The sequence below is a fragment of the Mesorhizobium sp. B2-1-3A genome (genome assembly GCF_006442655.1).
Lineage (GTDB): Bacteria > Pseudomonadota > Alphaproteobacteria > Rhizobiales > Rhizobiaceae > Mesorhizobium.
Map to the genome: position 1 here is coordinate 936,028 of NZ_VFWK01000001.1, position 25,461 is coordinate 961,488.

The following is a 25,461-nucleotide window of genomic DNA, read 5'->3' on the forward strand; positions in this document are numbered from 1 at the left end:
TCTCCGGGCGATGGGTCAAGGCATCAGGGTGTTTTGATCAAAATTGCACACGGGAACGTTATCCCGGCCGAATATGGGCGCCGAATTCTGGCGCCCATATTCTGGCCCGCTTCAGGCGGGAAAAACCACCGGGAACCAGTCCTCGCGCAATTTCTGGCCCGGCTGCATGCCATGACCGTGATAGGGCGGCGATGTGCGGCCCGGCCGTTCGACATAATGGGCATCGTCGCCGACCCAGCGCAGTGACAGTGCCCGGCGCCGTGCCGCGGTAAGGTTGCCGCGCGCGCCATGTGCTGTGCGGAAGTCGAACAGGATGGCATCGCCCGGCTCCATTTCCCATTCGAGAACCTTCATGGACGGATCGTTGTCGGGATCGGGGACCGGCAGATAGTCGCCCTCGCCGGCATAGAAATTGCTGTCGTCGAGCCAGCGCACCGGCAGGATCATCTTGTCCCATTTGTGCGAGCCGGCGATCAGGCGCAGCGTCGCCTCCTTTACCGGATCGATGGGAATCCAGAAGCTTACCGTCTGCTGGCCGTCGACGAAATAATAGGGGATGTCCTGATGCCAGGGCGTCGGCTTCTGCGTGCCGGGCTCCTTGACCAGAACGTGGTCATGGAAGAACTGCGCGGTGCGCGACTGCATCACCGCCGCCGCCAGTTCGGCGGCCGGCGATCCGCGCACCACCCTGACGAATTCGGGAATACGCTCCCAGTTGCAGTAGTCATCGAAGAAACTGCCGCGACCATTGGCGATGTCGGAAGCGGTGGCGCTGCGGTTTTGCATATTGCGCTCGATGCCGGCGGCAATCGTGTCGACCCAGCCCTTGAAGGCGCCGCGGATGCAGACCGCACCGTCCCGCTGGTAGTCGGCGATTGTGTCCGCATCGATCAGGTCGGTGTCGATGGCGCGGATAGCAGTCTGGGAAGCCATGGTGTCCTCCTTTCAGGATCGACACGACTATCGCAATCCGTACTCATTCAGTAAAATAATAACTTCTCATCTGACACATAGAGTGAGACTATGAGCCTAAGCCTCACGCAGTTGCGTTATCTGGTCGCGGTTGCCCGCCACGGCAGCGTCACCGGCGCGGCCAGGACACTGAACATCTCCCAACCGTCGATTTCGGTGGCGATCGACGCGATCGAAAAGGATTTCGGGCAAAAGCTCTTCGTGCGCCAGCGTGGAAGCGGCGTTTCGCTGACCTCGTTCGGCCGTGTCGCCGTGGCGAAGGCAAAGCAGGTTCTTGCCGCGACGGACGAACTCATGAGCCTGGGCTCGGGCAACTCGGCCGTCGGCGGCGAGTTGGTGCTTGGATGCTTCGAGGATCTGGCGCCATATTTCGCACCGGGTCTCATCCGCGCGTTTTCCGAGCGCCATCCAGACGTGGCTGTTGTCGTTCGCGACGAAACGTTCGAAACGCTCGGGCGGCGTGTGGCGGACGCCGCCATCGATCTTGGCCTCAGTTACGACCTCGGCCTGCCATCGCATTTCGCCCGTATCCTGCTGCACGAACTGCGACCGCACGCGCTGTTGCCGGCAGGCCATGCTCTGGTGGATCGCCCCGAGGTCAGCCTGGCGGATCTGGCCGCCTATCCGCTGATCACGACGGACCAGCCGCAGAGCTGGCAGCACATGCTCGATCTGTTCCGCAGCCGTGGTCTCGCGCCAGCGGCCGACAGGGCGACGAGTTCGTTTGAACTTCAGCGCAGCATGGTGGCGAACGGTTTTGGTGTCGCCGTCAGCTACACAAGGCCGCACGGGGACCGCAGCTATGACGGACTGCCGCTGATCTGCAAGCCGCTATCGGATCCGCTGCCGATGCAGCGCATCATCCTCACCTATGACACGCATCAGCGCGTATCGAACGCGGCACTCGCATTTGTCGAAACAGCGAAGGCCTGGTTTTCCACGCGCGACATCTTCGCCTCCTGACGGGTTGACGGTCGTCCCTGTTCCGCTTGCCGCTTGACGGTTTCCACGCCTGCTGCCACTCCATGGACATGGAACCCATCCAGTCGAAAACGGCCCAGGGCCGTGTCGCCGATGCGCCGAATGGCCATTGGGTCTACCGCGTGCTGCCGCGCGCGGTTTGGCCCTACGCACAACTTGCGAGATGGGACAGGCCGATCGGCTGGCAATTGCTTCTGTGGCCGTGCTGGTGGTCGGCGGCGCTCGCGGCGAGCGCCTATCCGCGTCCCGGCGACCCGCTGCTCTCGCTGCTGCCGGCGCCATGGTATCTCGTGCTGTTCCTGGTCGGCGCCATCGCCATGCGCGGCGCCGGCTGCACCTACAACGACATCGTCGACGAAGGCATAGACAACCAGGTCGAGCGCACCCGCTCGCGCCCGCTGCCGTCCGGCCAGACCACGCGTCGGCGGGCCTGGCTGTTCCTTGTGCTGCAAGCCCTGGTCGGCCTTGCCGTGCTCCTGCAGTTCAACAGCTTCGCCATTCTGCTCGGCATCTGCTCGCTGGCGATCGTGGCCGTCTATCCATTCATGAAGCGGATAACCAATTGGCCACAACTGTTTCTCGGCCTTGCCTTTTCCTGGGGTGCGCTGATGGGATGGGCGGTCGAGTTCGGCGATCTCGATGGCCCCGCCATCATGCTCTATATCGGCTCGATCCTGTGGGTGGTCGGCTACGACACGATCTATGCGCATCAGGACAAGGAAGACGACGCCATTGTTGGCGTACGCTCGACGGCACGGCTGTTCGGCGACAACACCAAGGCGTGGCTGGCAGGGCTTTATGGCGGCACGCTGGTCTGCTTCGCCATCGCCTTCGCCTCGGCGCAGGCACCGGTGGTGGCGCTGGCGGGATTGATCGCCGCCGGCGCCCACATGGCCCGCCAGATCGCGGTTCTGGATATCAACGATCCGGACCAATGCCTGCGGCTGTTCCGGTCGAACAACCAGGTCGGCTGGCTGATCTTCCTCGGCCTGATCGGCGGCGCATTGTGGGTGGCGCTAAAGCCGCTGGTGTAGCGGCTTTTCTTATGCCTTGGCCCTTCGCAGGCTCAGGGCGTTCGAAGCTCGAAAAGCCAAGCAATTGGCTTTTCGTTCGCTGCGCGAACCGCTTCTCACTCCCTCGAAATAATCTCCTGGCCGCCGATGACCAGCCTGAGACCAAGGTTGCCGGCCCTGCGGCGGGCGAGGAAGCGCGGGCGGCGCGTGGTCGAAATGCGGCCCTTGCGGCGATCCTGCGGCGGCAGCGTCTTGATGGCGGCGCCGAGCGATTCTTCCAGCGTGCGGGCAACGCCATCCGATTCGATCAGGAGCATCGGCAGGCGGTAGGCATCGGCCCATGCGCGCCAGTCGGCGGCGACATCATCGAGGTCGTCGGCCACCAGCAGGGGCACCGACAGCATTGGGTCGTTGTGCAGGAGTTCGAGGGTAACCGTGACATTGCCGTCCGGATCCTCCATCGCGCGGGCGGCAACGCCGCGGAACGCATTGGCGGGCAGTGCGATGATCGCCGGCACGCCGCTCATCTCCAGCATGCGACGGATCACGGCGCCGCGCTGGTCGATGGTGAAGGTCACGTCGCCATAGTCGTCGCGTGTGGCGTAGCTAACCACCTGCGGCAGGCGGAATGGGTCGAGGCGCATGTTGCGTCCCGCCCAGACTGGCTTCAGTCCAGTGTTCATAGAGTGCCTTCCTGTCTGTCTCCTGAGAGCCGGTGTCCGGTTCTCTCCGGGCCAGTTTTCCCGGCCTCGTTATGGGGAAACAGTAGCGTGGGCTCCTTACCGCCGCGCTTAAGAAAGTCGGTTAAATTTTGCTGATCTCAGGGATGGTTATCGGAATGCCACTGGGCACAATATGTTGAAAGGATCAGATAACCTTACCGGGATTCATGATGCCGGCAGGGTCGAAGGCAGCCTTCACCCTGCGCATCAGATCGATGGCCATCGGCGGCGCGGTGGCGATCAGTTCGTCGCGCTTCAACTGGCCGATGCCGTGCTCGGCGGAGATCGATCCATGAAAGGACCGCACGACATCGTGCACGGCCTTGTTCATCGGATGGTAGAGGGCGAGAAACGCCTCGTCATGCCAGTCCACGGGGCGCGAGATGTTGTAGTGCAGATTGCCGTCGCCCATGTGGCCGAAGCAGACCACGCGGGCGCCGGGACAGACCCCTTCCACCACGCCGGCCGCCTTGTCGATGAACTCCGGGATCGCGGCTGTCGGCACCGAGATGTCGTGCTTGATCGAAGCGCCCTCGGGCTTCTGGCACTCGGGCAGCGTCTCGCGGAAATTCCAGAAGGCATCGCCCTGGGCAAGGCTTGCCGAGACCACTGCGTCGTCGATGATGCCTTGCTCGAGCGCTTCAGCCAGAATCTCCTCGACCAGCGCCCTGCCGTCTTCCTCGGAACGTCCTGAAGAGACCTGCATCAACACATACCAAGGCCAATCATCGGCCAGCGGCCGCGTGATGCCTTGGCCATGCTTCAGCGTGAAGTCGTAAGGCCTTTTACCGATCAGCTCGAAAGCGGTGAGCGAGGCGCCGGCCCGGTCCATCGCCAAAGTAAAGAGCGACAGCGCCGCCTTGGGCGACGACATGCCGGCAAAGGCGACCTCCCTGCCCTTCGGCTTCGGGAAGAGTTTCAGGACAGCGGCGGTGATGATGCCGAGCGTACCTTCGGCGCCGACGAACAGGTTCTTCAAATCGTAGCCGGTGTTGTCCTTCTTCAGCTTGCGCAAATCGTCGAACACCTCGCCCGTCGGCAGCACCACTTCGACCCCGAGGCAGAGTTCGCGCGCGTTGCCGTAGGCCAGCACGCCGGTGCCGCCGGCATTGGAAGACAGGTTGCCGCCGATCTGGCAGGAGCCCTGTGCGGCCAGCGACAGCGGAAACAGCCGGTCGGCGGCATCGGCCGCCTCCTGCAGCGTCTGCAGGATGACGCCGGCCTCCGCCGTGACCGTATTGGACAGGACATCGATCTCGCGGATGCGGTTCAGCCGTGAAAGCGACAGGATGATCTCGTGGCCGGATCTGTCCGGCACCTGGGCGCCGACCAGCCCGGTGTTGCCGCTTTGCGGCACGACCGGCGTTCCCGTCTCGGTCGCCAGCCGCATGATCCGGCTGACCTCGTCGACACTGCCCGGCCGCAGCACCAGCGATGTCGCGCCATGCCAGAGCCCGCGCCGCTCGATGAGATAGGGCGCGATGTCCTGCTCGTCGCGCAGCGCGTATTTTTCGCCAACGATCGCCGCGAAGCGGTCGATGAGAGCGGGATCGAGTTTTTGCGAAATGTCGGTCATGTGGGAAAACTACGGTGCGGGCTGTACATTGTCACGAGGGGCGGCGGCACGCGAGAGCCGGTCGTTGATGGCCTCGCCAAGACCATCGAAAGGAATCGTCTCAACGGCGATGGTGCGCGCGCCGCTGCGGTCGAGTTCCTGCATATAGGCGAAGAGATTGCTTGCCGCTTCGCGCAGGTCACCGGCTTCAGACAAATTGAGGAACGCTGCAGCATCACGCCAGCCTTCGGCCCGCTGATCCCCAAAGGCAAGCAGCGCTTCACCTTCGCCGACCGTTCCTGCATTGAGCCGCACCCCGGCACCCGGCGCGTAGTGCGAGGCAAGCATGCCCGGCGCCTCGATGCCGGCGGCGCCGCCGCGCAACAGCTTCACGCCAATGGCCGCCTCGATTTCCTCGGCGGCGAAGCCGCCCGGCCGCAGCAGCCGCAAGCTCCCTCCTTCGGCCTTGACGATGGTCGATTCCAGCCCGACCGGCGTCGCGCCGCCATCGACCACCAGCTTGATGCGCGTGCCGAGATCCGCCGCCACTGCTTGTGCCGTCGTCGCGCTGATCTTGCCGGATGAGTTGGCGCTGGGTGCGGCAAGTGGCCGGCCAAGTTTTGCGATGAGGTCACCGCCAAAGCCCCTCGGCATGCGCAAGGCAATCGTGTCGAGCCCGGCCGCGACCAGCGGATGGATGCCGTTGCCGGGCCGCTGCGGCAACACCAGCGTCAGCGGACCTGGCCAGAACGCCTGCGCCAGTTTCCTCGACAGCGGATCGAATATTGCGATGCGCTCGGCCATCACCATGTCGGCAACATGGGCGATCAGCGGATTGAAACGCGGCCGCCCCTTGGCCTCGAAGATACGCGCCACGCCGATGCCGTTGGTGGCATCGCCGGCAAGCCCGTAGACGGTCTCCGTCGGGATGGCCACGACATCGCCCCCCTGAAGCAGAGCCAGCGCCCGCTCCAGCGCTTCGTCGACGGCAAGTATCTCAGCCACTCTCGTCACCTCGCAGATGCCGGCTGCGTAGTACGATGGCGGCTATTGGGCAAGCCGGCTGTTGGGCAAGAGAGGGTCTTGGCGATTTATCAATTCCTAAAATGCTACGTTTCCGCGAAAGCCGGTATCAATTCCGGTCCGCTACCGTGGGGGTCTGGGCAAAGGGGAGTGGTCAAACGTGTCTGTGCGTATCCTGCTGGGGATCACCCTGGCGGCGTTGAGCGGTGGAGCTCAAGCCTCGTCGCTTGTCTTTCCCGGCGCGCCGGCCGCGACGCCCTCTATCCTTGCCCTGAAGGCGGACGGCATCCGGGCAAGCGACGCGCTGTCCGTCGTTGTGCTCGGCGAACCAGACGTCACCTATGAAAAGGTGGCGGCGATCCCCAACGCGCCCGAGCCACGGCATGGTTTCATGCCAGGCCCGATGATCATTCGCGGCGGCGTGGTCGGCGGCGACTTCTCGACACCGACGCAAGTCAAGGCACCGGCCACGACCACCACCACCGCTCCCGCTCCAGCCCAGACTACCGCCTCGGCGGCTCCGGCGTCGGGCACGCAGAAGAAGCCGACCGCACGGGCAGCCGCATCGACGCCCGCTTCCGGGGCCGGCAAGGTCAAGTAGCGGCCACAAATTGCTGGGCTGGCCAGATCGTTGACAGCTTGACGGCGCCCTGCGCACCATTGCCGCGCGAGTTCGTCCTGGCGTATCTGGCCGCTCGAAGCCGCCTGGATTTGGTCAAGCGATTCAGGCTAAGGGGCGGCTCGGGCAGACGGGCTTCGCCGTTCAAAGGGGGTTGATCATGAGACTATCCAAGACCGTTACCGTGGCCGCGCTTTTGCTGGCATCGCTGCTGGGTGCCAGCGCGGCGCAAGCCGATGACATGCTGGGATCCTATGTGGCGCGTATTTCCGATCGGGATCATCAGGCGAGCGACGGCTATGCGCTGGACGGCGCCGCGCAGATGGTGCGGCAGGACCGCGCCAACTGGCACAAGTTCCATCGCCGCGACCGCGACGATGAGGGTGATGCCTGGTTCAGGACCAACGACCAGCGCGCCGATCTGCAGCGCATGCTGGAGCGTCCCGGCGCGATGAGTTCCTCGACCAAGCGCGCCATCGTCAATGGCGAACCGCTGATCCAGGTCGATGTCTACGAAAACAGCGTGCGGGTCAGCATCCTGGAGAACTGACAAGCATCCGGGACGACGGATAAAAAAGGGCGGCGCCGATGCGCCGCCCCTTCTTCCCGACAGAACCGGATTGAAATCTCAGGCCGCTTCTTCCTTGTCGTCGTCTTCCTCGGACTCGCCGTCTTCGGCGTCCTCTTCGTCCTCGGCGTCGTCGCCTTCGGCCTTCACGGCTTCATCGTCGTCTTCGTCAGACTCTTCGCCGTCTTCATCGTCGCCTTCTTCGTCATCGCCGTCCTCGTCGTCATCCGACAGATCGGCGGCTTCGACCGTGGCGGCGGCGGCGTGATCGATGGCGGTTTCGGAAGCGGATTCAAGCGCCTCGGCGGCGGCCGAGGTTTCTTCAGTCACTTCGATTTCGTGATCGGAATTCATGGAAGCCTCCGTTGGGTTGGGGAACATGTCCCTTCTGCCATGCAGAGATCATCGTCATATGACTGTAAGCCGGCTCGAACGGTCAGCTTACAGATATTTTTCCTGAGCGCTCAACCGGCGATTTTCGAGAAATCAGCGACCTGACCGGTGGCCGCGCGGATGCGCGTGAGAAGCGCCAGACGGTTGGCCCGCACCGCCAGGTCTTCATCATTCACGAGAACGCCTTCAAAGAATGAATCAACGGGTTCGCGCAACGCGCTAAGCGCCAGCATCGCGGCGGAAAAGTCTTCGTTTTGAATCGCTTCGCCGGCTTGCTTCTCGGCCTGATTCACCGCCGCGAACAGCGATTTCTCGGCATTCTCCTTGAACAGGGCCGGCTCAACTGCCTCGGCGACCGCCGTTTTCTTCTTCTCCTCAGCAGCCAGGATGTTGGCCGCGCGCTTGGTGCCGGCCAGCAGGTTCTTGCCGTCCTCGGTGTCGAGGAAGTAGCCGAGCGCTTCGACGCGGCGGACGATCTGCAGGAGGTCGTCGGACTGCGGCGTGATGACGGCGTCGATAAGATCGTGACGGGCGCCTTGGTCGCGGAGGTAGACTTTCAGGCGGTCGTGGAAGAAGGCAACGAGGTCGGCGATGAATGGCGACAGCGATGCATTCAGCTCCATCAGACGCTGGCCATCGAAGAACTCACGCTCCTGATCGGCGGAGCCAAAAGTTTCTGCACTTGCGTTGGCAAGCCCGCCTTTCAACAAGTTGGAAATCAGGCCCGCTTCCGACAAGAGCTGACTTGTTCCCTTGTAATCGCGAATGCGGGAATCGAGCATCGCGACCACGCCACGACTCTCTGCGCCTTCGCCTTTTTGCTCGTATACAGCGAGAGCCGACGAGATCGCGGCAGCAATGGCGACGCCCAGCGAAAGCTTGAGCTTGTTTTCCAGAATGGTCCTTACCACACCCAGCGCGGCACGACGCAGCGCATACGGATCCTTCGAACCCGTTGGCTTTTCATCGATGGCCCAGAAGCCGACCAGCGTATCCAGCTTGTCGGCGAGCGCGACGGCGACCGATACCGGATCGCGCGGCACATAGTCGGACGGGCCCTGCGGCTTGTAGTGTTCCTCAATGGCCGCGGCCACGGATGAATGTTCGCCCTGTAGCAGCGCGTATTTGCGGCCCATGGCGCCCTGCAGTTCGGGGAACTCCCCGACCACTTCAGTGGTAAGATCAGCCTTGGCGAGAATGGCGGCGCGGGCGGCGAGCGCGGGATCGGCGCCGACGATTGGCGCCAGCTCTTGCGCCAATCGCACGATCCGCTCCACCCGTTCGCCTTGCGTGCCGAGCTTGGCATGGAAGGTGACGCCGAGATGGTCGAGCCGGGCCATGCGCTGGTCGAGCGACTTTTTAAGATCGAGCCCAAACTTTTTCGCCGAAGCTTCGAGCTGGCCGAGATCCGGCAGATCGCCCTGGTCGGTCGTCCAGAAATAGAGCGCGTCGGAGAGGCGCGCGCGCACCACCTTGCCGTTGCCGTGGGCAATCTCCTTACCACCGTCCCTGGCCTCGATGTTGGAGGTGAGGATGAAGCGGTTGGACAGCGCGTCGCCTTCGCCTTGCGGCCGCGTGACAAAGCACTTCTGGTTGGCGCGGATGGTCAATCGGATCACCTCGGCCGGAATGGCGAGAAATGCCTCTTCGAACTCACCCATCAGCACGACAGGCCATTCGACCAGCCCGGACACTTCCTCCAACAGCCCATCGTCCTCGACCAGGTCGAGCCCGTTGGCGAAGGCGAGGTTGCGAGCGTCGGCGAGGATGATCTCCTTGCGCCGGTCGGCGTCGAGCACGACCTTCGCGGCCTCCAGCTTGCTCACATAATCGTCGAAGCGACGCACGGTGATTTCGCCGGGCGCCAGGAAGCGGTGGCCATAGGTGGTGTTGCCAGAGCGAATGCCGTCGATCTCGAAATCGACCACGACAGGCTCCTCGGTCTCCGGGCCGAAGGTGCACAGGATCGACTGCAGCGGCCGCACCCAGCGCAGCGAGCCCGGCTTGGCCGAGGCCGGCCCCCAACGCATCGATTTCGGCCAGGGAAAATTGCGGATGATGCCAGGCACCAGCTCGGCGATGATCTCTTCAGCCGCCCTGCCCGGCTTCGAAATGTGAGCGACATAGAAGTCGCCCTTCTTCGGATCGGAGTGGACATGCGCCTCGGCGACCGAAGACAGCCCGGCCTTGCGCAGGAACCCCTGGACCGCCGGCTCGGGGGCAGTGGTGGAAGGTCCCTTGATCTCTTCACTTATGTCCTTCGAGCGCGCCGTCAGCCCCCTGATGTCGAGCGTCAGTCGCCGCGGTGTCCAGTACTCGCGCGCCGCCTCATAGGTCAGCCCCGCCTCGACCAGACCGTCGGTCAGCATCTTCTTGAGATCACCCGCCGCCTTGCGCTGCATGCGGGCGGGAATCTCTTCCGAGCGGAGTTCTAGAAGCAGGTCAGGCATTGGTTAGCTCCTCACCCTCCCCTTGATGGGGAGGGTCGGCGCGTTAGCGCCGGGGTGGGGTGGCGGCGTCTCGGTCTCAAGCGCCTTCGGCGTCTCGCGGGCCAAGGTGGGATTTTCGTTCTTCCACCGCCGCATAAATCGTATCGAGCACGGAATCCAGTTCGTTTTTGATTTCATGGTTCCAGAAGCGGATGACGCGATAGCCCTGGCTCTCAAACCATTTTGTTCGACGCTCGTCATAGCGTTGCTGGCCATCGAAGCTGTGATGGGTACCGTCCACCTCGATAATCAGCTTCAGCCGATGTGAGATGAAATCGGGGAAGTAGATGCCGACCGGCGCCTGTTTGCGGAAATGAGTGCCTTCGACTGGAATGCGCCACAGATGCCGCCACAAGATGCGCTCTTCGTCGGTCATTGCCGCACGAAGCCGTTGCGCGGACTGCAGCTTGAACCGATCGAGTTTCGGCATGGAAAGTCGCGCCAGCACCCCCACCCGCCGCTTCGCGGCGACCTCCCCCATCCAGGGGGAGGTAAGAGGGCATAGCAACTCGGCTGGCCGCTGTCACCCTTTCCGCGAGGTGATCGCCGACTTCGGCTGATTTCCAGAAATTTTGGCTGCCCTGTCGGGCCTCGGGGATCCGGCCCGTCCTTGGATCAAAGATTTCCATGAACCGAACGCAGCGCTGAAGCGACCCACGCTCAGGCAGGAAACTATTGGCTGAACGACGATGAAAACGGCATCCAGACTTCTGCAGATCCTCGCGCTCAGCGCCTGCTTCACGGCGCAGGTCCACGGCGCCTTCTCGATGCCGGGCGTGCGGCAGGCGCTGCGGACAATGGCCGGACAAAGCAGCCAGGTCCTGTCGCCGATCAACGCTTCCCTCGAAATAATAAGGGGTGCCTGACTCAGGCCGCCAAACCACCAGCCTGCGTCTTCAAGAACGCCTCGCCGCAGGCCTTCGCCAGATTGCGCACCCGCAGGATGTAGCTTTGCCGCTCGGTGACCGAGATCACGCCGCGCGCGTCGAGCAGGTTGAAGACGTGGCTGGCCTTGATGCACTGGTCGTAGGCCGGGAAGACCATCTTGTGCATCGGCAGATTGTCGTTCGACGCCGGCGCACCGGCATCGAGCAGTGCCTTGCACTCGGCCTCGGCGTCCTCGAAATGCCTGAGCAGCATCGCCGTGTTGGCGTATTCGAAATTGTGGCGCGAATATTCCTGCTCGGCCTGCAGGAAGACGTCGCCATAGGTCACCTTGTCGGCGCCTTCGCGGCCGTTGAAATTGAGGTCGTAGACATTGTCGACGCCCTGCACATACATGGCCAGCCGCTCCAACCCATAGGTCAGTTCGCCGGCCACCGGCGCGCATTCGATGCCGCAGACCTGCTGGAAATAGGTGAATTGCGAGACTTCCATGCCATCACACCAGCATTCCCAGCCAAGGCCCCACGCGCCCAGCGTCGGGCTTTCCCAGTCGTCCTCGACGAAGCGGATGTCATGCAGCAGCGGGTCGACGCCGATCGCCTGGAGCGAACCGAGATAGAGTTCCTGCAAGTTCGGCGGGTTAGGCTTCAGGATCACCTGGTACTGGTAGTAATGCTGCAGCCGGTTCGGGTTCTCGCCGTAGCGGCCATCCTTGGGACGGCGCGAGGGCTGGACGTAGGCGGCGTTCCAACGACGCGGCCCGAGCGCGCGCAGCGTCGTTGCCGGGTGAAACGTTCCGGCGCCGACCTCCATGTCGTAGGGCTGGAGGATGACGCAACCATAGACGGCCCAGTAATTGTGCAAGGTCAGGATCAGCCCCTGGAATGAGCGGCTGGGATGCATATGGGCGGGAATTTCAATCGTCACGGGTGGCCTCGACAGCAAAGGCTAGCTTGCCGGCACGTCCTAGAGACACGACGGCGAAGCGTCAAGCAAGGCACGTCGGATGCGGACGCCGAACGGGTGCGACGCAACGTTGAAGGTTTGCCGGGAACTGGCCCATTGCCGACCTCGGGAGGCTGCGGTCTGTTTCGTCCCCTGCAGCTCACAACAATAACGACAGGTCCAATCATGCCCAGCCCCATCCTCGTCCGCCCGGTCACGCGGCAGGATTTCGACCGATGGCTGCCACTCTGGGATGGCTACAACGCGTTTTATGGCCGCTCGGGCGAGACGGCGCTGGCGAGCGGGATTACCGCGATGACATGGTCGCGCTTCTTCGATGCCTATGAACCGGTCCATGCGCTGGTGGCCGAAAGCAAGGGACATCTCCTCGGCCTCGTGCACTATCTCTTTCATCGCAGCACGACGGCAATCGCACCAAACTGCTATTTGCAGGACCTTTTCACGACAGAGGATTCGCGTGGAAAAGGCATCGGCCGGGCGCTGATCGAAGGCGTCTATGAGCGCGCCCAGGCCGCCGGCTCGGGCCGGGTGTACTGGCTGACGCACGAGACTAACCAAACGGCGATGAAGCTCTATGACAAGGTCGGCGAACGCTCCGGCTTCGTCGTCTACCGGAAGCTTTTTTAAGAACTGCGCACCGCTTCAAACGAAAACGGGGCCCTGAAAAGAGCCCCGTTCGCATTCAAAAGCCGACCTCACCCCTTCGGGGCAGGCACCGGCTCGGGTTTGACCTTCGGGGTTTCCTGCGCCGTGTTGGATTCGATCGGCGGCAAGCCCTTCATCAGCTTCTGCTGCAGCGTAGCCAGCACATCGGGATCGGGCTTCAGGTCGCGGGCCTGGTTCCACTGGAAGGTGGCTTCCAGCTTGCGGCCGACGCGCCAGTAGGCATCGCCGAGATGATCGTTGAGAACCGGATCCTCCGGCTTCAGCGATACGGCACGCTCCATCTCGCGCACCGCGTCATCGAACCTGCCGAGCCGGAAATAGGCCCAACCCAGCGAATCCACGATGTAACCGTCGCTCGGCCGGAGGTCGACGGCCTTCTGGATCATCGCCAGGCCTTCCTTGAGGTTAGTGTTCATGTCGACCCAGGAATAGCCGAGATAGTTCAGCACCTGCGGCTGGTCGGGCTGCAATTCCAGCGCCTTGCGGAAATTCGGCTCGGCCTTTGGCCATTCCTTCAGGCGCTCATAGGCGATGCCGCGCTGGTAGAAGATGTTCCAGTTGGCCGCGGTCGGGGTCTTCAGCACCTCGACAGCCTTGTCGTAGAGATTGGCGGCCGAGCGGAAATCATCCTTGGAGGAATAGACGCCGCCGAGCGCCAGATAGGCGCGCATGTCGTTGGGATGGGCGTCGACGAAGGCCTTCAGGTGGGTGATCGCCTCGTCATGGCGGTCGAGATCGGCAAGGTTGAGGCCAAGCTGCAAGTCCGAAAGCTCTTTCAGCGGCGAAGAATCAGGGATGCGCCGATAGAGCGCGATGGCGCCCTCGCCGTCCTTCAACTGTTCGGCGACGGCGGCAAGCTGCACGAGGGCCGCGTCGCTGTCAGGCCGCAGAGCCAGGGCGTATTGCAGATAAAGACGGACGAACGGCTCGCCGCCGCCACGGTTGAGCGCGGTGGCGAGATCGAGCAGGATTTCGGAAGCGCCGTCGGACGGACCTGAGACAAACGGCGCGATCTTGTCGCCCTTGGCGATCCTGTCGCGCAAGGTGACGATTTCGAGCTTGCCCGGCGAAAACGTTTCGGCCTGATCCAGCACCGATATCGCCTTGGCCTTGTCGCCCTTGCGGGCCAGGAACGACGCATAGGCCTGGGCATTGCGCATCCAGGTTTCAGGCGCCGCGCCGCCGGCGGTCGTGTCCTGCATCGTCGCGGCGTAGATCGCCTCGGCCTTCTCGGGCATGTTGGAGGCATCGGCGATCAGCGCGCGGTGGAAGGACTTGAACAGGCCGAACCAGTCCGGGCCCTGAAGCTTGTCGATGGAGGCCATTGCATCGCTGGCCTGGCCGGCACCCTGTTGGGCCCAACCGGACATGACGCCGGAGATCAGCCGGTCGAGGTCGGATTCCAGCGACAGCTTGAGCCAATACTGCGCCTTGGTGAAATCCTTCTTGTGGAAGGAATCGACAGCCAGCGCCAGGCGCGAGAAGCGCTCGACATCGGGCACCTCCTTGAGCTTGTCGGCATAGACCAGGGATTCGTCGAATCGGCCTTGCGCGATCAGCGACAGCATCAGGCTCTGTTGCAGGCCGGTGTCGCTCGGGTCGAAGGCCAGGGCCTGCTTGTAGTAGGCGATGGCGCTGTCGAGGTCGTTGTCGCCTTCGGCGATCCGGGCAGCCAGATAGGCACCCGAGAACGAGGAAATCTTGACCGGTTCGGTGGATTGCTTGGCATAGGCCGGCAAAGCCGAGATCGCCATGCCCGTCACAATTGCCAGCCTTGTCAGCCAGCGCGCACGTCCTTGCTGCATCGTATCCCTTTCAGCCAGGCGCCATCTCCGCGTCAGCGGGATCGACGTAGACTCGATCTTTCCGGGCAAAGCATGGCCTTTTTGGGGTCGCGCTTCAATCCGCCTGAAATTCACAATCGGGTCAGCCGATTAACAAACCATGGCTGGAGCGGATTTTCGACCGGGGAAAAGCCGGCGTCAAGGTCAGCGCGGCACGACGGACCGCTGCACCTTGGTGTCAGGAAAGCCGCCGGCCGCTATCGCGCTGCACAACTCGTTCCATTCGCAGCCACCGCAAGCCTTGCGTACGCCACCAACGGAAAACGCCCGGCGCATCCGCGCCAGTGTTGCCGCATCGAGATCGAGGCGGACGCCGGGTTGGATTGGCAGGGCCAGCAAATCCTCGACATCGCGTGCCGCAAGCCGGTCCCGCTCGATGACGCTCTCGTTGAGACAATGCGGTTCCGACCCGTCGAGCAACGGCGCGCAGACATCATCCGGATCCGAGACGAGGAGGATGTCCTCGCCCCGGCTCAGGCGCTGCGCGATCGCGTCATAATTGACGGTGAAGGCGGGGCTGTATCCCTTGCCCACATAGGTCAGCAGGCAAAGGAGGTGATGGGCGCGCAGCCTGACCGTCACGGATTGGCCGGCCTGGCCTTGCCGCCGCGCAGCGCCATGAGTGTCGCCGCACCGAGCGCCGACTTCAGCAATCCGCCGACGATGAACGGCAGGAAGCCGAAGGTTATGGCCTTCTCGGCGCCGATCATGACGGCAAGCCAAGCCGTGCCGAGAGCCAGGCAGACCAGATTGCCGAGCAGCATGGCGGCGAAGGCAAGCACCACCCTGTTGCCGTTCCAGCCGCGCTCGGCCAGCCAGCCGACCAGCGCGCCGGTGACCGGAAAGGCGAAGAGATAGCCGCCGGTCGGCCCGACGAAATGCGCGGCACCGGCAGCGCCGCCGGCCAGGACCGGAAAACCGGCCGCGCCTTCGACAAGCCATGCGGCGATGGTGATTGCGCCCAGACGCCAGCCATAAAGCGCACCGATCAATGTCACCGCGAAAGTCTGCATGGTCACCGGCACCGGCACCATCGGCACTTCGATGTAGGATGACAGCGCCAGGAACAGCGTCCCGAGCACGACGGCTCCAACTTGCCAGGCGAGCGAGCGATCCTGGAGCCGAAGCGGGCTGAAGGACGGCTTGCGGGACGTGAATGCGATGTCTGTCATAGGGTTTCCTTCGACCGATTTGAAATTATAGATAATTTCTGTTTTCAATCTATTATCGAATCCACATTTCTCGCGACATAGCAAGCCTTCCCACGACAAAGACCCGTCTGAACTGCGTCGCGACGCGCTTTGAGGTCATTGCTTTGTGGCTCCAAATTGGGAGCCACTTTTGGGCGACATTCCTTCAACCCACGATCGCGAAGGCTTCGCGCGTCGCGCCGGAGGCCGTCCTGACCGGCTTGCGGCCGATCCATTGGACATGGCGCCCCAGCGTTGCAGCGGCCGATTCGGTGTTTCCCTGCCGCAATGCGGTCAGGATCGCCCGATGGTCCTGATCGGTGCGCGTCTCCCACTCCGATCGCCATGCCGCGAACAGGAAGCGGGCACTGGCAGCATGCAGATCGTCGATGGTGGCGAGCAGGCGGGGCATGGCGCATGGCGCCAGGATCAGCCGGTGAAAGGCGCGGTTGGCTTCCTCCCACGACCTGACGTCGCGGGACTTGTCGCCGGCCTTGGTCGCTTCCTCGGCGAGGTCGAGAATGGCCGAAGTCAGATGCGGCGCGGCGTGGCGTAGTGCCAGCACTTCGAGGGCCGCCCGCATTTCGGCGACCTCCTTGACCTCGCCAAGATCGAATGCGGCGACACGCACGCCGCGGCGCGGTTCGCTGACGGCCAGGCCTTGCGCCTCCAGGCGGCGGAAGGCCTCGCGCACGGGAACATGGCTGGTGTTGAATTCCTCGGCGACATGATCCTGCCGCAGCCTGGCCCCCGGCTCTATCGCACCCGAGATGATGCGGTCCGCCAGCACCTTGCTGATGCGCACCGCGATGGTGTCGTCCGTGCCCTTTGCCATGTTTTATAGATAATTTGCGGCAGGGCAGCTTGTCGAGACGGCGAGGCCGTATTCATCGGCGTTCTCCCCAGCACAGAGCCAAGGGAATTCCGATAGGGCCGGCCTTTTCAGTTCACCCGGCTGATGCAGAAATCGATGACGTCGATCAGCGCCGATTTCTGCGGCGTTTCTTCCAGCGGCGCCAGCGCGTCGCGGGCGATTTCACCGAAATGGCGGGCGCGGCCGATCGTGTCGGCGATGGCGCCATGGCGGGTCATCAGGCCGATCGCCTTTTCCAGGCCCGCGTCGTCGACGATATTGTCCTCGATGGCGCGTTTCCAGAAAGTCCGCTCGGCCTTAGTGCCGCGCCGGTAGGCGAGAATGACCGGCAGGGTCACCTTGCCCTCGCGGAAATCGTCACCGACATTCTTGCCCAGATCCTTGCTGGTGCCGCCATAGTCCAGCGCATCGTCGATCAGCTGGAAAGCAAGGCCGAGATTCATGCCGTAGGAGCGCAGGGCCGCGCGATCGTTGCGGGTCGCCTGGGCAATGACGGGGCCGACTTCGGCGGCGGCCGAAAACAGCGCGGCGGTCTTGGCCTTGATGACGGCGAAATGCTCGTCCTCGGTGGTCTCCAGGTTCTTGGCGGCGGCAAGCTGCATGACCTCGCCCTCGGCGATGATCGAGGCAGCGCTCGACAGGATGTCGAGCGCCTCGAGCGAGCCGACATCGACCATCATGCGGAAGGCCTGGCCGAGCAGGAAGTCGCCGACGAGCACGCTCGCCTGGTTGCCCCAGATCATGCGGGCGGTCTTCTTGCCGCGCCGCATGCCGCTTTCGTCGACGACATCGTCGTGGAGAAGCGTGGCCGTGTGCATGAACTCGACCGAGGTGGCGAGCTTGACGTGGCCCTCGCCGGCGTAGCCGAACATCTGCGCGGCGGCGAGCGTCAGCATCGGCCTGAGCCGCTTGCCGCCGGACGAGATCAAATGGTTGGCGACCTCGGGAATCATCTCGACGTCGGAGCCGGCCTTGGACAGGATCAATTCGTTCACGCGCCCCATATCGGCGGCCGTCAGATCGATGAGATCCTTGATGGAGGCGGGTTCCCGCTTCCCGTTTTCGATGTTGAGAACGACACCCACGACAATCACTCCCGTCTTGGTATAACGCGTGCGACGGCACCCTTAGTCCCGGCATGGACTCTAGGGCGGCGGACACGGCCACGGCAAGTGGCGAATTGGCGCGGCGTCGGTAACAGCCTGTCAACCGCTGGAGGAGCGAGGTTCGGCCAGGGAATCTCCGCCCGTTTACATCAATAGCGCAAACTGCGAGTTTCATCGGATGATAGAACTTGTCCGCACAAACGATGCCGTGATCATCTCCTTCGTCGAATCGCTGATGCGCGACGCCGGCATCGCCTGCTTTGTCGCCGATCAGAATATGAGCATTCTCGAAGGGTCGATCGGTCTTTTGCAGAAGCGCGTCATGGTCGACGCCGACCAGGTCGATGCCGCGCGGCGCATCCTGACGGACGCCGGCATCGCCAACGAGATCCGCACAAAATAATGTCGGCCGCGCCAGCCGCCCCTGCCCTTGACACCCTTGGCCCGGACACGCCGGCCCATACGGTCGACGCCTTCCATCGCGGCCGGTTCTGGCTGGTGCAGCCCAAGCATGGCGGCCATCGCGCCGGCATGGATGCGATGATGCTGGCTGCATCCGTACCATCCGCCTTTGGCGGACGCCTCGCCGATTTCGGCGCCGGCGCCGGCGCCGCCGGCCTGGCCGTGCTGTCGCGATGTCCGGCGGCCCAGGCCGTGCTGGTCGAACGCGCGCCGGAAATGGCGGCCTTTGCCGCGGCCACCCTTGCTCATCCCGGCAATGCCCATCTCAGCGATCGCGCATCCGTGCTCGTCGCCGATGTCGCGGTATCCGGCCAGGCCCGGGCGGCGGCAGGTTTGGCCGACAATGATTTCGACTACGTCATCATGAACCCGCCCTTCAACGCCGCCCGGGACCGCGCCACGCCTGACCGGCTGCGAAAGGAAGCCCATGTCATGGAGGACGGGCTGTTCGAAAGCTGGATCCGCAGTGCGGCGGCGGTGGTCGGGCCGCGCGGCGGGTTGGCCGTCATCGCGCGGCCCGAACAGCTCGGCGCCATCCTCGACGCGATCGCGGGCCGTTTCGGCGATGCCGAGATGCTCGCCGTGCACCCTCGCCCCGACGCAGCGGCGATCCGCATCGTCGTGCGCGCGGCGCTGGGAGCCCGCGGAAAGCTCGCCATCCGTCCGCCCCTGATGCTGCACGCGCAATCGGGCAATGGCCCCGACGAGCGCAGCGAAATGATCACCAACGGTCTCGCCTCGCTGTTTGGAGATTGAGCTATTCCTGGCCGCCACATTGCCGTTGGCCGGGAAATCCCTACATGCCTGCAACGCAATCGACCGGAGACCGCGTCCTCGTGAAACGTCTTTTCAACCGCCTGCTGCCGAAATCCTGGCGCTCCACCGTCGTCACCATTCCGGTCATCCGGCTGCACGGCACCATCATGTCGGGCGGCCAGTTCCGGCAGAACCTGTCGCTGGCCTCCACCGCCGGCCTCATCGAGAAGGCCTTTTCCTTCGACGCGCCGGCGGTCGCCGTCTCGATCAATTCGCCCGGTGGCTCGCCTGTGCAGTCGCGGCTGATCTTCAAGCGCATCCGCGACCTGGCGAACGAAAAGAACAAGAAGGTCCTGGTTTTCGTCGAGGACGTCGCCGCCTCCGGCGGCTACATGATCGCGGTCGCCGGTGACGAGATTTTTGCCGATCCCTCCTCCATCGTCGGCTCCATCGGCGTGGTTTCGGCGTCGTTCGGCTTTCCTGAATTGATGAAGAAGATCGGCGTCGAGCGCCGTGTCCACACCGCCGGCCAGAACAAGGCGGTGCTCGATCCGTTCAAGCCCGAGAAGAAGGAGGACGTCGAGCGGCTGAAAGCACTGCAGCTTGAGGTCCACGACACCTTCATCGATCTGGTCAAGGAGCGGCGCGGCACGAAGCTGAAGGACGATCCGGACCTGTTCACCGGCCTGTTCTGGACCGGCAAGAAAGGCCTGGAACTCGGCCTCGTCGATGCGCTCGGCGACATGCGCACCGTGCTGAAGACCCGGTTCGGGGCGAAGACCCAGCTCAGGCTGGTCTCGGCGCCGCGCGGCTTCCTCAGCCGCTTCGGCCTGTTCGGCTCGAGCAAGGGCTTTTCGGCGCCCGATATCGCCGGCGCTGCCGCCAGCGGCATCATCGATGCGGCGGAAGAGCGCGCGCTGTGGGCTCGCTTCGGGCTTTGAAAAGCGGGCGAAACCGTCTAGCATGAGCGCTTGTAGTCTTGTGCATGTCGTTTTCCCAAAACCGGACACAGTTTTGGGCAACATGCATCAACCGACCCGACCGGCCGCCTTCGCCGGCCCTCCGTGGGAGGAGTTTTGACATGCCGCAGATCATTTTCTTCACCGTCGTTGGCGTCGCCGCCTATTTCGGCTACCGCACTTTCGTCCGGGAAGCCGAGCGCGTGACGGCCAAGGTGCGGCGGACTGAAAAGCAGGCGGCCAACGGCGCCATGGGTACGCTGGTCAAGGATCCGAAGACCGGCGAATACCGGCTGGCCAAGGACTGAGCATCATCCCCCACACGACTGACGCCGTGGACACCGAGATCGGTTCGCGCACCTGGCCCGCGCATGCCAAGATCAATCTGGCGCTACATGTCACCGGCAGGCGGCCTGACGGCTATCACCTGATTGAAAGCCTGGCCGTGTTCACGCGTTTTGGCGACCGGGTCGAAATCGCGCTCGCCGACAGCGACGATTTCACTGTGTCCGGCCGCTATGCGCCTGCGGTTCCCCTCGACGCCAGCAATCTCGTGCTGAGGGCGCGCGACGCCTTGCGAAGGGAGGCTGGCTCCGAGCGAACTCCGCCCGTCGCCATAAAACTCGAAAAGAACCTGCCGGTCGCCTCCGGCGTCGGCGGCGGATCGAGTGACGCGGCGGCCGTATTGCGCGCGCTGGTACAGACATGGGACCTGGCCATCGACGATGCCGGGCTGGCACGGATCGGCCTCTCGCTTGGCGCCGACGTCCCGATGTGCCTGGCGGCAAAGCCGCTGGTGGCGCGCGGCATTGGTGACGAGCTGTCGATGGTGCCGGATTTTTCGGCGCTTGGACTGGTGCTGGTCAATCCGGGCACGCCGGTCTCGACGGCGGAAATCTTCGCAGCGCTCTCCCGCCGCGACAATGGACCACTGGCGCCACTGCCGCGCAGCATCGATTTTCACAGCCTGCGCAACTGGCTGGAGGTCACCCGCAACGATCTCGAACCGGTAGCCGTGGCGCTGCAGCCCGCCATAGGACGGGCGCTGTCGTGGCTTGATAAGGCCGGATCAGGGTTTTCACGCATGTCCGGATCGGGCGCGACATGCTTCGGCCTGTTCGAGACCGGCAATGTCGCCAAGCGGGCGGCGGCCGAAATACGCGGCCGCCAGCCCGACTGGTTCGTCGCGGCGACGCGCAGCATCGCATCGGAGGCTGAGTGATATGCCTGGGACTAACGAGAGCCGTTCGTTCATTCCGGTTCGCATCGCGGTGCTGACCGTTTCCGACACGCGCAGCCTTGCCGACGACAAATCCGGCCAGACATTGGCTGATCGCGTCACCGAGGCCGGCCATATCCTGGCCGCCCGCGACATCGTCACCGATGACCGCGACAAAATCCGCGACACGGTCCTGGCGTGGTCGCGGGACAAGAATATCGATGTCGTCATCACCACCGGCGGCACCGGCTTCACCGGGCGCGACGTGACCCCGGAAGCGCTGGAGCCGATCTTCGAAAAGCGCATGGACGGCTTTTCCGAAGTGTTCCACCGCATCTCCTACGACAAGATCGGCACCTCGACGATCCAGAGCCGGGCGACCGGCGGCGTCGTCAACGCCACTTTCGTCTTCGTGCTGCCGGGCTCGCCCGGCGCCTGCAAGGACGCATGGGACGGCATCCTGAAGGCGCAGCTCGACTACCGCCACATGCCGTGCAACTTCGTCGAGATCATGCCGCGCCTGGACGAACATCTGCGGCGCGGCAAGTCGGCTCCGTAAAAGCCGAGGGCAAGCCCCGGTTTCACGCCGCGTTTGCCAGGCAGAACGGCGCCGGCGCCTTCGAAACGCCATTCCAAACCCGATGCCGGAGAAAGTACCTTTTCGTGGAACGGCAACAGCCGATCCCGGCAAGGACGATGCGATGAACGAGTATACCGGCGGATGCCATTGCGGCAACATACGCCTGCGATTTTCAACCGAACTCGATCCATCGCAAATCGAAGTCCGCGCCTGCCAATGCTCGTTCTGTATCAAGCATGGCTCGCGCGCCGTCTCCGACCCCGACGGCAGGCTGAGCGTCTCTGTTAGGAATATCGAGCGGTTGCGCAGATACCGTTTCGGGTTGAGGACGGCCGACTATCTGATCTGCGCCGATTGCGGCGTCTATGTCGCCGCGATCACCGGAGACGATGCTAGAGCAATCGTAATCATCAATGCCCTGGACGACCAAAAGGCGTTCAGCCGCGAGCCTGTCCCTGTCGATTTCGACGGGGAAGGCAGAGAGCAACGCGAAGCCAGGCGTCGCCTCCGCTGGATGCCGGTCGAGATCAGCTTCGACTGATCCCGCTCAGCGGATGACCGGCTCTCCATGGAAGCGCCGGCGTGACGGGCGCGAAACACCGAAGCCCACCTCCATCATCAGCCTCGGCGTGCGCGCCGGCACGGTGCCCATGTGGAAGCCGAACGGGTCCTCGACGAAGCCGAGGCCAGCTTCGCCTGTCAGCGTCACCGGGCTTTGCTCGCCATAGACGTCCAGCACCTCCTGGGCGGGATGGCCGACCAACAGGGTCAACTGATGCTTTATGGCGCGGCGCCTGTGGCTGCCCCTGACATAGACATGCGGACCGGTGTCGGCGTCGACAGGCCTGAGGTAGAAGAAGAATTTCAGCATGCGCCAGTCATCGAGGTCGAAATGATACTTGCCGAGCGAGGCAAGGTTCTTGTCGGCGTCGGAGGCCTCGCCGGTTGGAAAGCTCCACCAGACGCGTGTGGTGATCAGTTTCGCCTGGCCGCCGAGATAGTGCGCGGCAATGTCGAGCAGCAGCGGGTCGCGCTGTATGGCGAGTGCCGCCGGGCAGTCGAGGATACGCTCGAAATAGTGTCCGCTGAGCAGCGAGCGAGCCAGGCGTTTCTCGGCTTGCGCATGCTCGCCCGGCATGAATTCGAGACGGCGGTCGAAATTGCCGAAGCAAGGCGTGCGGTCCGCGAAACGCGCGATCTCCTCATGAATTTCCGATGGCAGGACCAGGCCTGAAAACAGGCCGTCAGAGCGCAGCGCATCGACCACCGCCGCCCGCTCGACACCGGAAAACATCGTATCCCCAAGATTGTCGGCAGGACGGGCGCGTTTTGCACCCAGCCAATGCATTCGGCGCCCGGGCATTGTGCGCGCCAGCATGAACATCGGCAGCCAGGCAGGGTTTTCGCGCAGATCCGTGAGATAGGTCGGAATGCGCACGGCGATGCGCCGCAACAGGCCGCCATTGCGCGCAATGGCCTCGAGACTGGCGGCGCCGGATTTGTCTGGGGTTGAAAGGTTCATCGGGTCCTCGTCCGTGAGCGTGAACCCGATGCCGCATCGGTGCTCACCGCTCGTATGACCCAAACCCACTTCACCACCTCCGGGAGAGGTTAACCCCGCGTCACGTTTTGTGCAATGCACAATGGACAGAGCACATGCAAAAAATCACTTTGGCGAGCGCTGCTGCTGCTTCGGCGGCGCTACCCAGATCTCGGCGTCGAGCCTCTTTGTCGCCAGGCCACGCGCCAGCGCCTCGGCGCTACCGGCGCTCTTCGACAAGGACGCGGCTTGCCGCTTGCTGATCACCAGCCCATCGGCGAGCGCACGGTTTCCCGAAAAGACCCGAGCCAGGAACGGTGTGCGGCTGCCCCGCGCGCGTGAGAATCGCGCCGCCATGGTTTGCCGCGCCGTGTGGGCGACAACCGCATCGATCCAACCCTCCACCAGCCGCGCGCCCGGCTCCAGCAGCAGCAGCCAGTCACCCTTGGCCTGCCGGATCCCCAAGGCAATGCCGCCGCTTGCCACGTACTGGCAGCCGGCATGCTCGGCGACATGATGCGTCTGGTCGGTGGAGCCGGTGTCGCAGACGACGACCTCGCGCACCACGCCCTCGACAGCGCCGCCAATCAGCGAGCTGAGCGTACGGGCGAGAGCCTCCTCGTCGTTGCGCGTTTCAATGAGAACACTGAGCATGTTTAGCCGAATAGCGGAAAGCAGCGCACAGCGCTAGTTTTTGCAGCGCAGCATAGAAAGTTCTTGATTTGTTCCCATTGAGAAAATAGGAATAATTTCATGAACCGAGCGATTCGAAACAACATGGACAGTCCCGGGGAGCGGGCCAAGATGGAACCGATCGTGCGCGCCGACATTGCAGCCTTCGGAGCTGGACGAGCCGAGATGGCCAATGCGATGATCGAGCAGAGTGGCATGCGTATCCGTCCGGACCGCAATCGCGGCCGGTCGGCGGGCATCAATCCGTCCGGCCGGTTCGAGCCGGTCAGCCGCCATGTCTTCGATGATGGCTGGGATTCGCTGGAGGAGCTGCCGCCCTTCAAGACCGAAGTGCAGGTTGAAAAGCCGCGCACCATCATCACCCGCAACGAATCGCCTGACATCTCCTTCGACCGGTCGATCAACCCTTATCGCGGCTGCGAACATGGCTGCGTTTATTGCTTCGCACGGCCGACGCATGCCTTCATGGGCCTGTCGCCGGGCCTCGATTTCGAATCCAAGCTGTTCGCCAAGCCGGATGCGGCACGGTTGCTCGACAAGGAACTGTCGAAGGACGGCTACCAGCCGCGCACCATCGCCATCGGCACCAACACCGACCCTTACCAGCCGATCGAAAAGCAATACCGGATCATGCGCGAGATCCTCGAAGTGCTGGAAGCGCGTGGCCATCCGGTCGGCATCGTCACCAAGTCCGCATTGGTGACGCGCGATATCGACATCTTGTCGCGCATGGCCGAGCGTGGGCTCGCCAAGGTGGCGCTGTCGGTGACGACAATGGACCGCATGCTGGCGCGCACCATGGAACCCCGCGCGTCGACGCCGACCAAGCGGCTGGAAGCGATCCGGCAGCTTTCGGATGCCGGCATTCCGGCTTCGGTCATGGTGGCGCCGATCATCCCCGGCCTCACCGACCAGGAGATGGAACGGATCCTCGATTCGGCGCGCGCGGCGGGTGCGCGCGAGGCGGGCTACGTCGTTCTGCGCCTGCCTTTGGAGGTCAGCCCGATCTTCAAGGACTGGCTGCTGCGCCACTATCCCGACCGTTACCGCCACGTGATGTCGCTGATCCGTTCGATGCGCGACGGCAAGGACTACGATTCGGAATGGGGCAAGCGCATGAAGGGCGCCGGACCCTACGCCTGGCAGATCGGCCGCCGCTTCGAGATCACCGCCAAACGGCTCGGCCTCAACGCTGAGCGGCGCACGCTGCGCACCGACCAGTTCGTCGCGGCCGGAAAGGACCAGGAGCAGTTGATGCTGCTCTGAACGCCCCCTTCGCCGCCGCCGCTTCATTGCGGTCGCGGCAAAGAATCCCGTCCGGCCTGCCCCGGCCTGCAGACGGTGCCCTCCCGGTCCGGCGCCCCACCCGACCCGGAGGGACTTGCG

Annotated in this window: 29 protein-coding genes; 14 read left to right on the plus strand and 15 right to left on the minus strand. The window is 63.6% G+C overall.

Annotation, left to right across the window (positions count from 1 at the left end; genetic code table 11):
* Positions 1-111: 111 nt before the first annotated feature.
* Positions 112-933, minus strand: a complete 822-nt coding sequence (locus FJ977_RS04645) for a phytanoyl-CoA dioxygenase family protein (RefSeq protein WP_140768962.1) — start codon at positions 931-933, stop codon at positions 112-114.
* Positions 934-1,023: 90 nt separating this feature from the next.
* Here FJ977_RS04645 and FJ977_RS04650 point away from each other — a divergent pair, with 90 nt between their 5' ends.
* Complete coding sequence (locus FJ977_RS04650; protein WP_140768964.1) at positions 1,024-1,935, plus strand: LysR family transcriptional regulator; 912 nt, start codon at positions 1,024-1,026, stop codon at positions 1,933-1,935.
* Positions 1,936-2,003: 68 nt separating this feature from the next.
* On the plus strand, positions 2,004-2,987 hold the full coding sequence (ubiA, locus tag FJ977_RS04655) for a 4-hydroxybenzoate octaprenyltransferase (RefSeq protein WP_181179661.1): 984 nt from the start codon (positions 2,004-2,006) through the stop codon (positions 2,985-2,987).
* Between the two features lie 95 nt (positions 2,988-3,082).
* On the opposite strand, the gene FJ977_RS04660 is transcribed toward ubiA, so the two are convergent.
* The 3 genes from FJ977_RS04660 to FJ977_RS04670 all read right to left on the minus strand — a co-directional run bounded on the left by FJ977_RS04660 (position 3,083) and on the right by FJ977_RS04670 (position 6,248).
* Positions 3,083-3,649: a DUF6101 family protein gene (locus tag FJ977_RS04660; protein ID WP_140768968.1), complete on the minus strand. Its 567-nt coding sequence runs from the start codon at positions 3,647-3,649 to the stop codon at positions 3,083-3,085.
* Between the two features lie 184 nt (positions 3,650-3,833).
* Positions 3,834-5,264: an FAD-binding oxidoreductase gene (locus FJ977_RS04665; RefSeq protein ID WP_140768970.1), complete on the minus strand. Its 1,431-nt coding sequence runs from the start codon at positions 5,262-5,264 to the stop codon at positions 3,834-3,836.
* Positions 5,265-5,273: 9 nt separating this feature from the next.
* Positions 5,274-6,248, minus strand: coding sequence for an L-threonylcarbamoyladenylate synthase (locus FJ977_RS04670; RefSeq protein ID WP_140768972.1), 975 nt, complete (start codon positions 6,246-6,248; stop codon positions 5,274-5,276).
* 178 nt (positions 6,249-6,426) lie between these two features.
* Here FJ977_RS04670 and FJ977_RS04675 point away from each other — a divergent pair, with 178 nt between their 5' ends.
* Positions 6,427-6,867, plus strand: coding sequence for a hypothetical protein (locus FJ977_RS04675; protein WP_140768974.1), 441 nt, complete (start codon positions 6,427-6,429; stop codon positions 6,865-6,867).
* 178 nt (positions 6,868-7,045) lie between these two features.
* Entirely contained in the window at positions 7,046-7,435 is a 390-nt protein-coding gene (locus FJ977_RS04680; protein ID WP_140768976.1) for a hypothetical protein, read from the plus strand.
* A 78-nt stretch (positions 7,436-7,513) separates the two neighbouring features.
* Here the strand turns inward: FJ977_RS04680 and FJ977_RS04685 are convergent, their stop codons facing one another.
* The 3 genes from FJ977_RS04685 to FJ977_RS04695 form a co-directional block, all read right to left on the minus strand.
* Complete coding sequence (locus FJ977_RS04685; RefSeq protein WP_140768978.1) at positions 7,514-7,807, minus strand: ATPase; 294 nt, start codon at positions 7,805-7,807, stop codon at positions 7,514-7,516.
* Positions 7,808-7,917: 110 nt separating this feature from the next.
* Entirely contained in the window at positions 7,918-10,296 is a 2,379-nt protein-coding gene (gene glyS / locus FJ977_RS04690) for a glycine--tRNA ligase subunit beta (RefSeq protein WP_140768980.1), read from the minus strand.
* A 76-nt stretch (positions 10,297-10,372) separates the two neighbouring features.
* Complete coding sequence (locus FJ977_RS04695; RefSeq protein ID WP_140768982.1) at positions 10,373-10,765, minus strand: DUF559 domain-containing protein; 393 nt, start codon at positions 10,763-10,765, stop codon at positions 10,373-10,375.
* Between the two features lie 259 nt (positions 10,766-11,024).
* Here FJ977_RS04695 and FJ977_RS35695 point away from each other — a divergent pair, with 259 nt between their 5' ends.
* Positions 11,025-11,201 (plus strand): hypothetical protein, encoded by a 177-nt coding sequence (locus tag FJ977_RS35695; RefSeq protein WP_181179597.1) that lies wholly within the window; start codon positions 11,025-11,027, stop codon positions 11,199-11,201.
* Position 11,202: 1 nt separating this feature from the next.
* Here FJ977_RS35695 and FJ977_RS04700 read toward each other — a convergent pair whose 3' ends face one another.
* Positions 11,203-12,123 (minus strand): glycine--tRNA ligase subunit alpha, encoded by a 921-nt coding sequence (locus FJ977_RS04700; protein WP_181179663.1) that lies wholly within the window; start codon positions 12,121-12,123, stop codon positions 11,203-11,205.
* A gap of 228 nt (positions 12,124-12,351) precedes the next feature.
* Here FJ977_RS04700 and FJ977_RS04705 point away from each other — a divergent pair, with 228 nt between their 5' ends.
* Entirely contained in the window at positions 12,352-12,813 is a 462-nt protein-coding gene (locus tag FJ977_RS04705) for a GNAT family N-acetyltransferase (RefSeq protein WP_140768986.1), read from the plus strand.
* A 68-nt stretch (positions 12,814-12,881) separates the two neighbouring features.
* On the opposite strand, the gene FJ977_RS04710 is transcribed toward FJ977_RS04705, so the two are convergent.
* The 5 genes from FJ977_RS04710 to FJ977_RS04730 form a co-directional block, all read right to left on the minus strand.
* Positions 12,882-14,657 carry a tetratricopeptide repeat protein gene (locus tag FJ977_RS04710; RefSeq protein WP_140768988.1) on the minus strand — a complete coding sequence of 592 codons (1,776 nt, stop codon included), beginning with the start codon at positions 14,655-14,657 and terminating at the stop codon, positions 12,882-12,884.
* A 183-nt stretch (positions 14,658-14,840) separates the two neighbouring features.
* Positions 14,841-15,278 (minus strand): DUF1284 domain-containing protein, encoded by a 438-nt coding sequence (locus FJ977_RS04715; RefSeq protein ID WP_140768990.1) that lies wholly within the window; start codon positions 15,276-15,278, stop codon positions 14,841-14,843.
* Entirely contained in the window at positions 15,275-15,868 is a 594-nt protein-coding gene (locus FJ977_RS04720) for a biotin transporter BioY (protein WP_140768992.1), read from the minus strand. Before FJ977_RS04720 ends, FJ977_RS04715 begins: the two co-directional genes overlap by 4 nt.
* 184 nt (positions 15,869-16,052) lie before the next feature.
* Positions 16,053-16,721 (minus strand): GntR family transcriptional regulator, encoded by a 669-nt coding sequence (locus FJ977_RS04725; RefSeq protein ID WP_140768994.1) that lies wholly within the window; start codon positions 16,719-16,721, stop codon positions 16,053-16,055.
* A 107-nt stretch (positions 16,722-16,828) separates the two neighbouring features.
* A complete protein-coding gene (locus FJ977_RS04730; protein ID WP_140768996.1) occupies positions 16,829-17,845 on the minus strand; it encodes a polyprenyl synthetase family protein in 1,017 nt (338 codons plus the stop codon).
* Positions 17,846-18,044: 199 nt separating this feature from the next.
* Between FJ977_RS04730 and FJ977_RS04735 the strand changes: the two genes are divergently transcribed.
* The 7 genes from FJ977_RS04735 (at position 18,045) to FJ977_RS04770 (ending at position 22,383) form a co-directional block, all read left to right on the plus strand.
* On the plus strand, positions 18,045-18,269 hold the full coding sequence (locus FJ977_RS04735) for a DUF2007 domain-containing protein (RefSeq protein WP_056564102.1): 225 nt from the start codon (positions 18,045-18,047) through the stop codon (positions 18,267-18,269).
* Positions 18,269-19,084, plus strand: coding sequence for a methyltransferase (locus FJ977_RS04740; RefSeq protein ID WP_140768998.1), 816 nt, complete (start codon positions 18,269-18,271; stop codon positions 19,082-19,084). Before FJ977_RS04735 ends, FJ977_RS04740 begins: the two co-directional genes overlap by 1 nt.
* Positions 19,085-19,164: 80 nt before the next feature.
* A complete protein-coding gene (locus FJ977_RS04745) occupies positions 19,165-20,025 on the plus strand; it encodes a S49 family peptidase (protein WP_140769000.1) in 861 nt (286 codons plus the stop codon).
* Positions 20,026-20,165: 140 nt separating this feature from the next.
* On the plus strand, positions 20,166-20,351 hold the full coding sequence (locus tag FJ977_RS04755; protein WP_013896713.1) for a membrane protein: 186 nt from the start codon (positions 20,166-20,168) through the stop codon (positions 20,349-20,351).
* Positions 20,352-20,377: 26 nt separating this feature from the next.
* Positions 20,378-21,265 (plus strand): 4-(cytidine 5'-diphospho)-2-C-methyl-D-erythritol kinase, encoded by an 888-nt coding sequence (locus tag FJ977_RS04760; protein ID WP_140769004.1) that lies wholly within the window; start codon positions 20,378-20,380, stop codon positions 21,263-21,265.
* A 1-nt stretch (position 21,266) separates the two neighbouring features.
* Positions 21,267-21,821: a molybdenum cofactor biosynthesis protein B gene (moaB, locus tag FJ977_RS04765; RefSeq protein ID WP_140769006.1), complete on the plus strand. Its 555-nt coding sequence runs from the start codon at positions 21,267-21,269 to the stop codon at positions 21,819-21,821.
* A gap of 142 nt (positions 21,822-21,963) precedes the next feature.
* Positions 21,964-22,383: an aldehyde-activating protein gene (locus tag FJ977_RS04770; RefSeq protein ID WP_140769008.1), complete on the plus strand. Its 420-nt coding sequence runs from the start codon at positions 21,964-21,966 to the stop codon at positions 22,381-22,383.
* Between the two features lie 6 nt (positions 22,384-22,389).
* Here the strand turns inward: FJ977_RS04770 and FJ977_RS04775 are convergent, their stop codons facing one another.
* Positions 22,390-23,364 carry a hypothetical protein gene (locus FJ977_RS04775; RefSeq protein WP_140769010.1) on the minus strand — a complete coding sequence of 325 codons (975 nt, stop codon included), beginning with the start codon at positions 23,362-23,364 and terminating at the stop codon, positions 22,390-22,392.
* A gap of 144 nt (positions 23,365-23,508) precedes the next feature.
* A complete protein-coding gene (locus FJ977_RS04780; protein WP_140769012.1) occupies positions 23,509-24,036 on the minus strand; it encodes a glycosyltransferase in 528 nt (175 codons plus the stop codon).
* A 150-nt stretch (positions 24,037-24,186) separates the two neighbouring features.
* Here FJ977_RS04780 and FJ977_RS04785 point away from each other — a divergent pair, with 150 nt between their 5' ends.
* Positions 24,187-25,341 (plus strand): PA0069 family radical SAM protein, encoded by a 1,155-nt coding sequence (locus FJ977_RS04785; protein ID WP_140769737.1) that lies wholly within the window; start codon positions 24,187-24,189, stop codon positions 25,339-25,341.
* Positions 25,342-25,461: the final 120 nt, after the last annotated feature.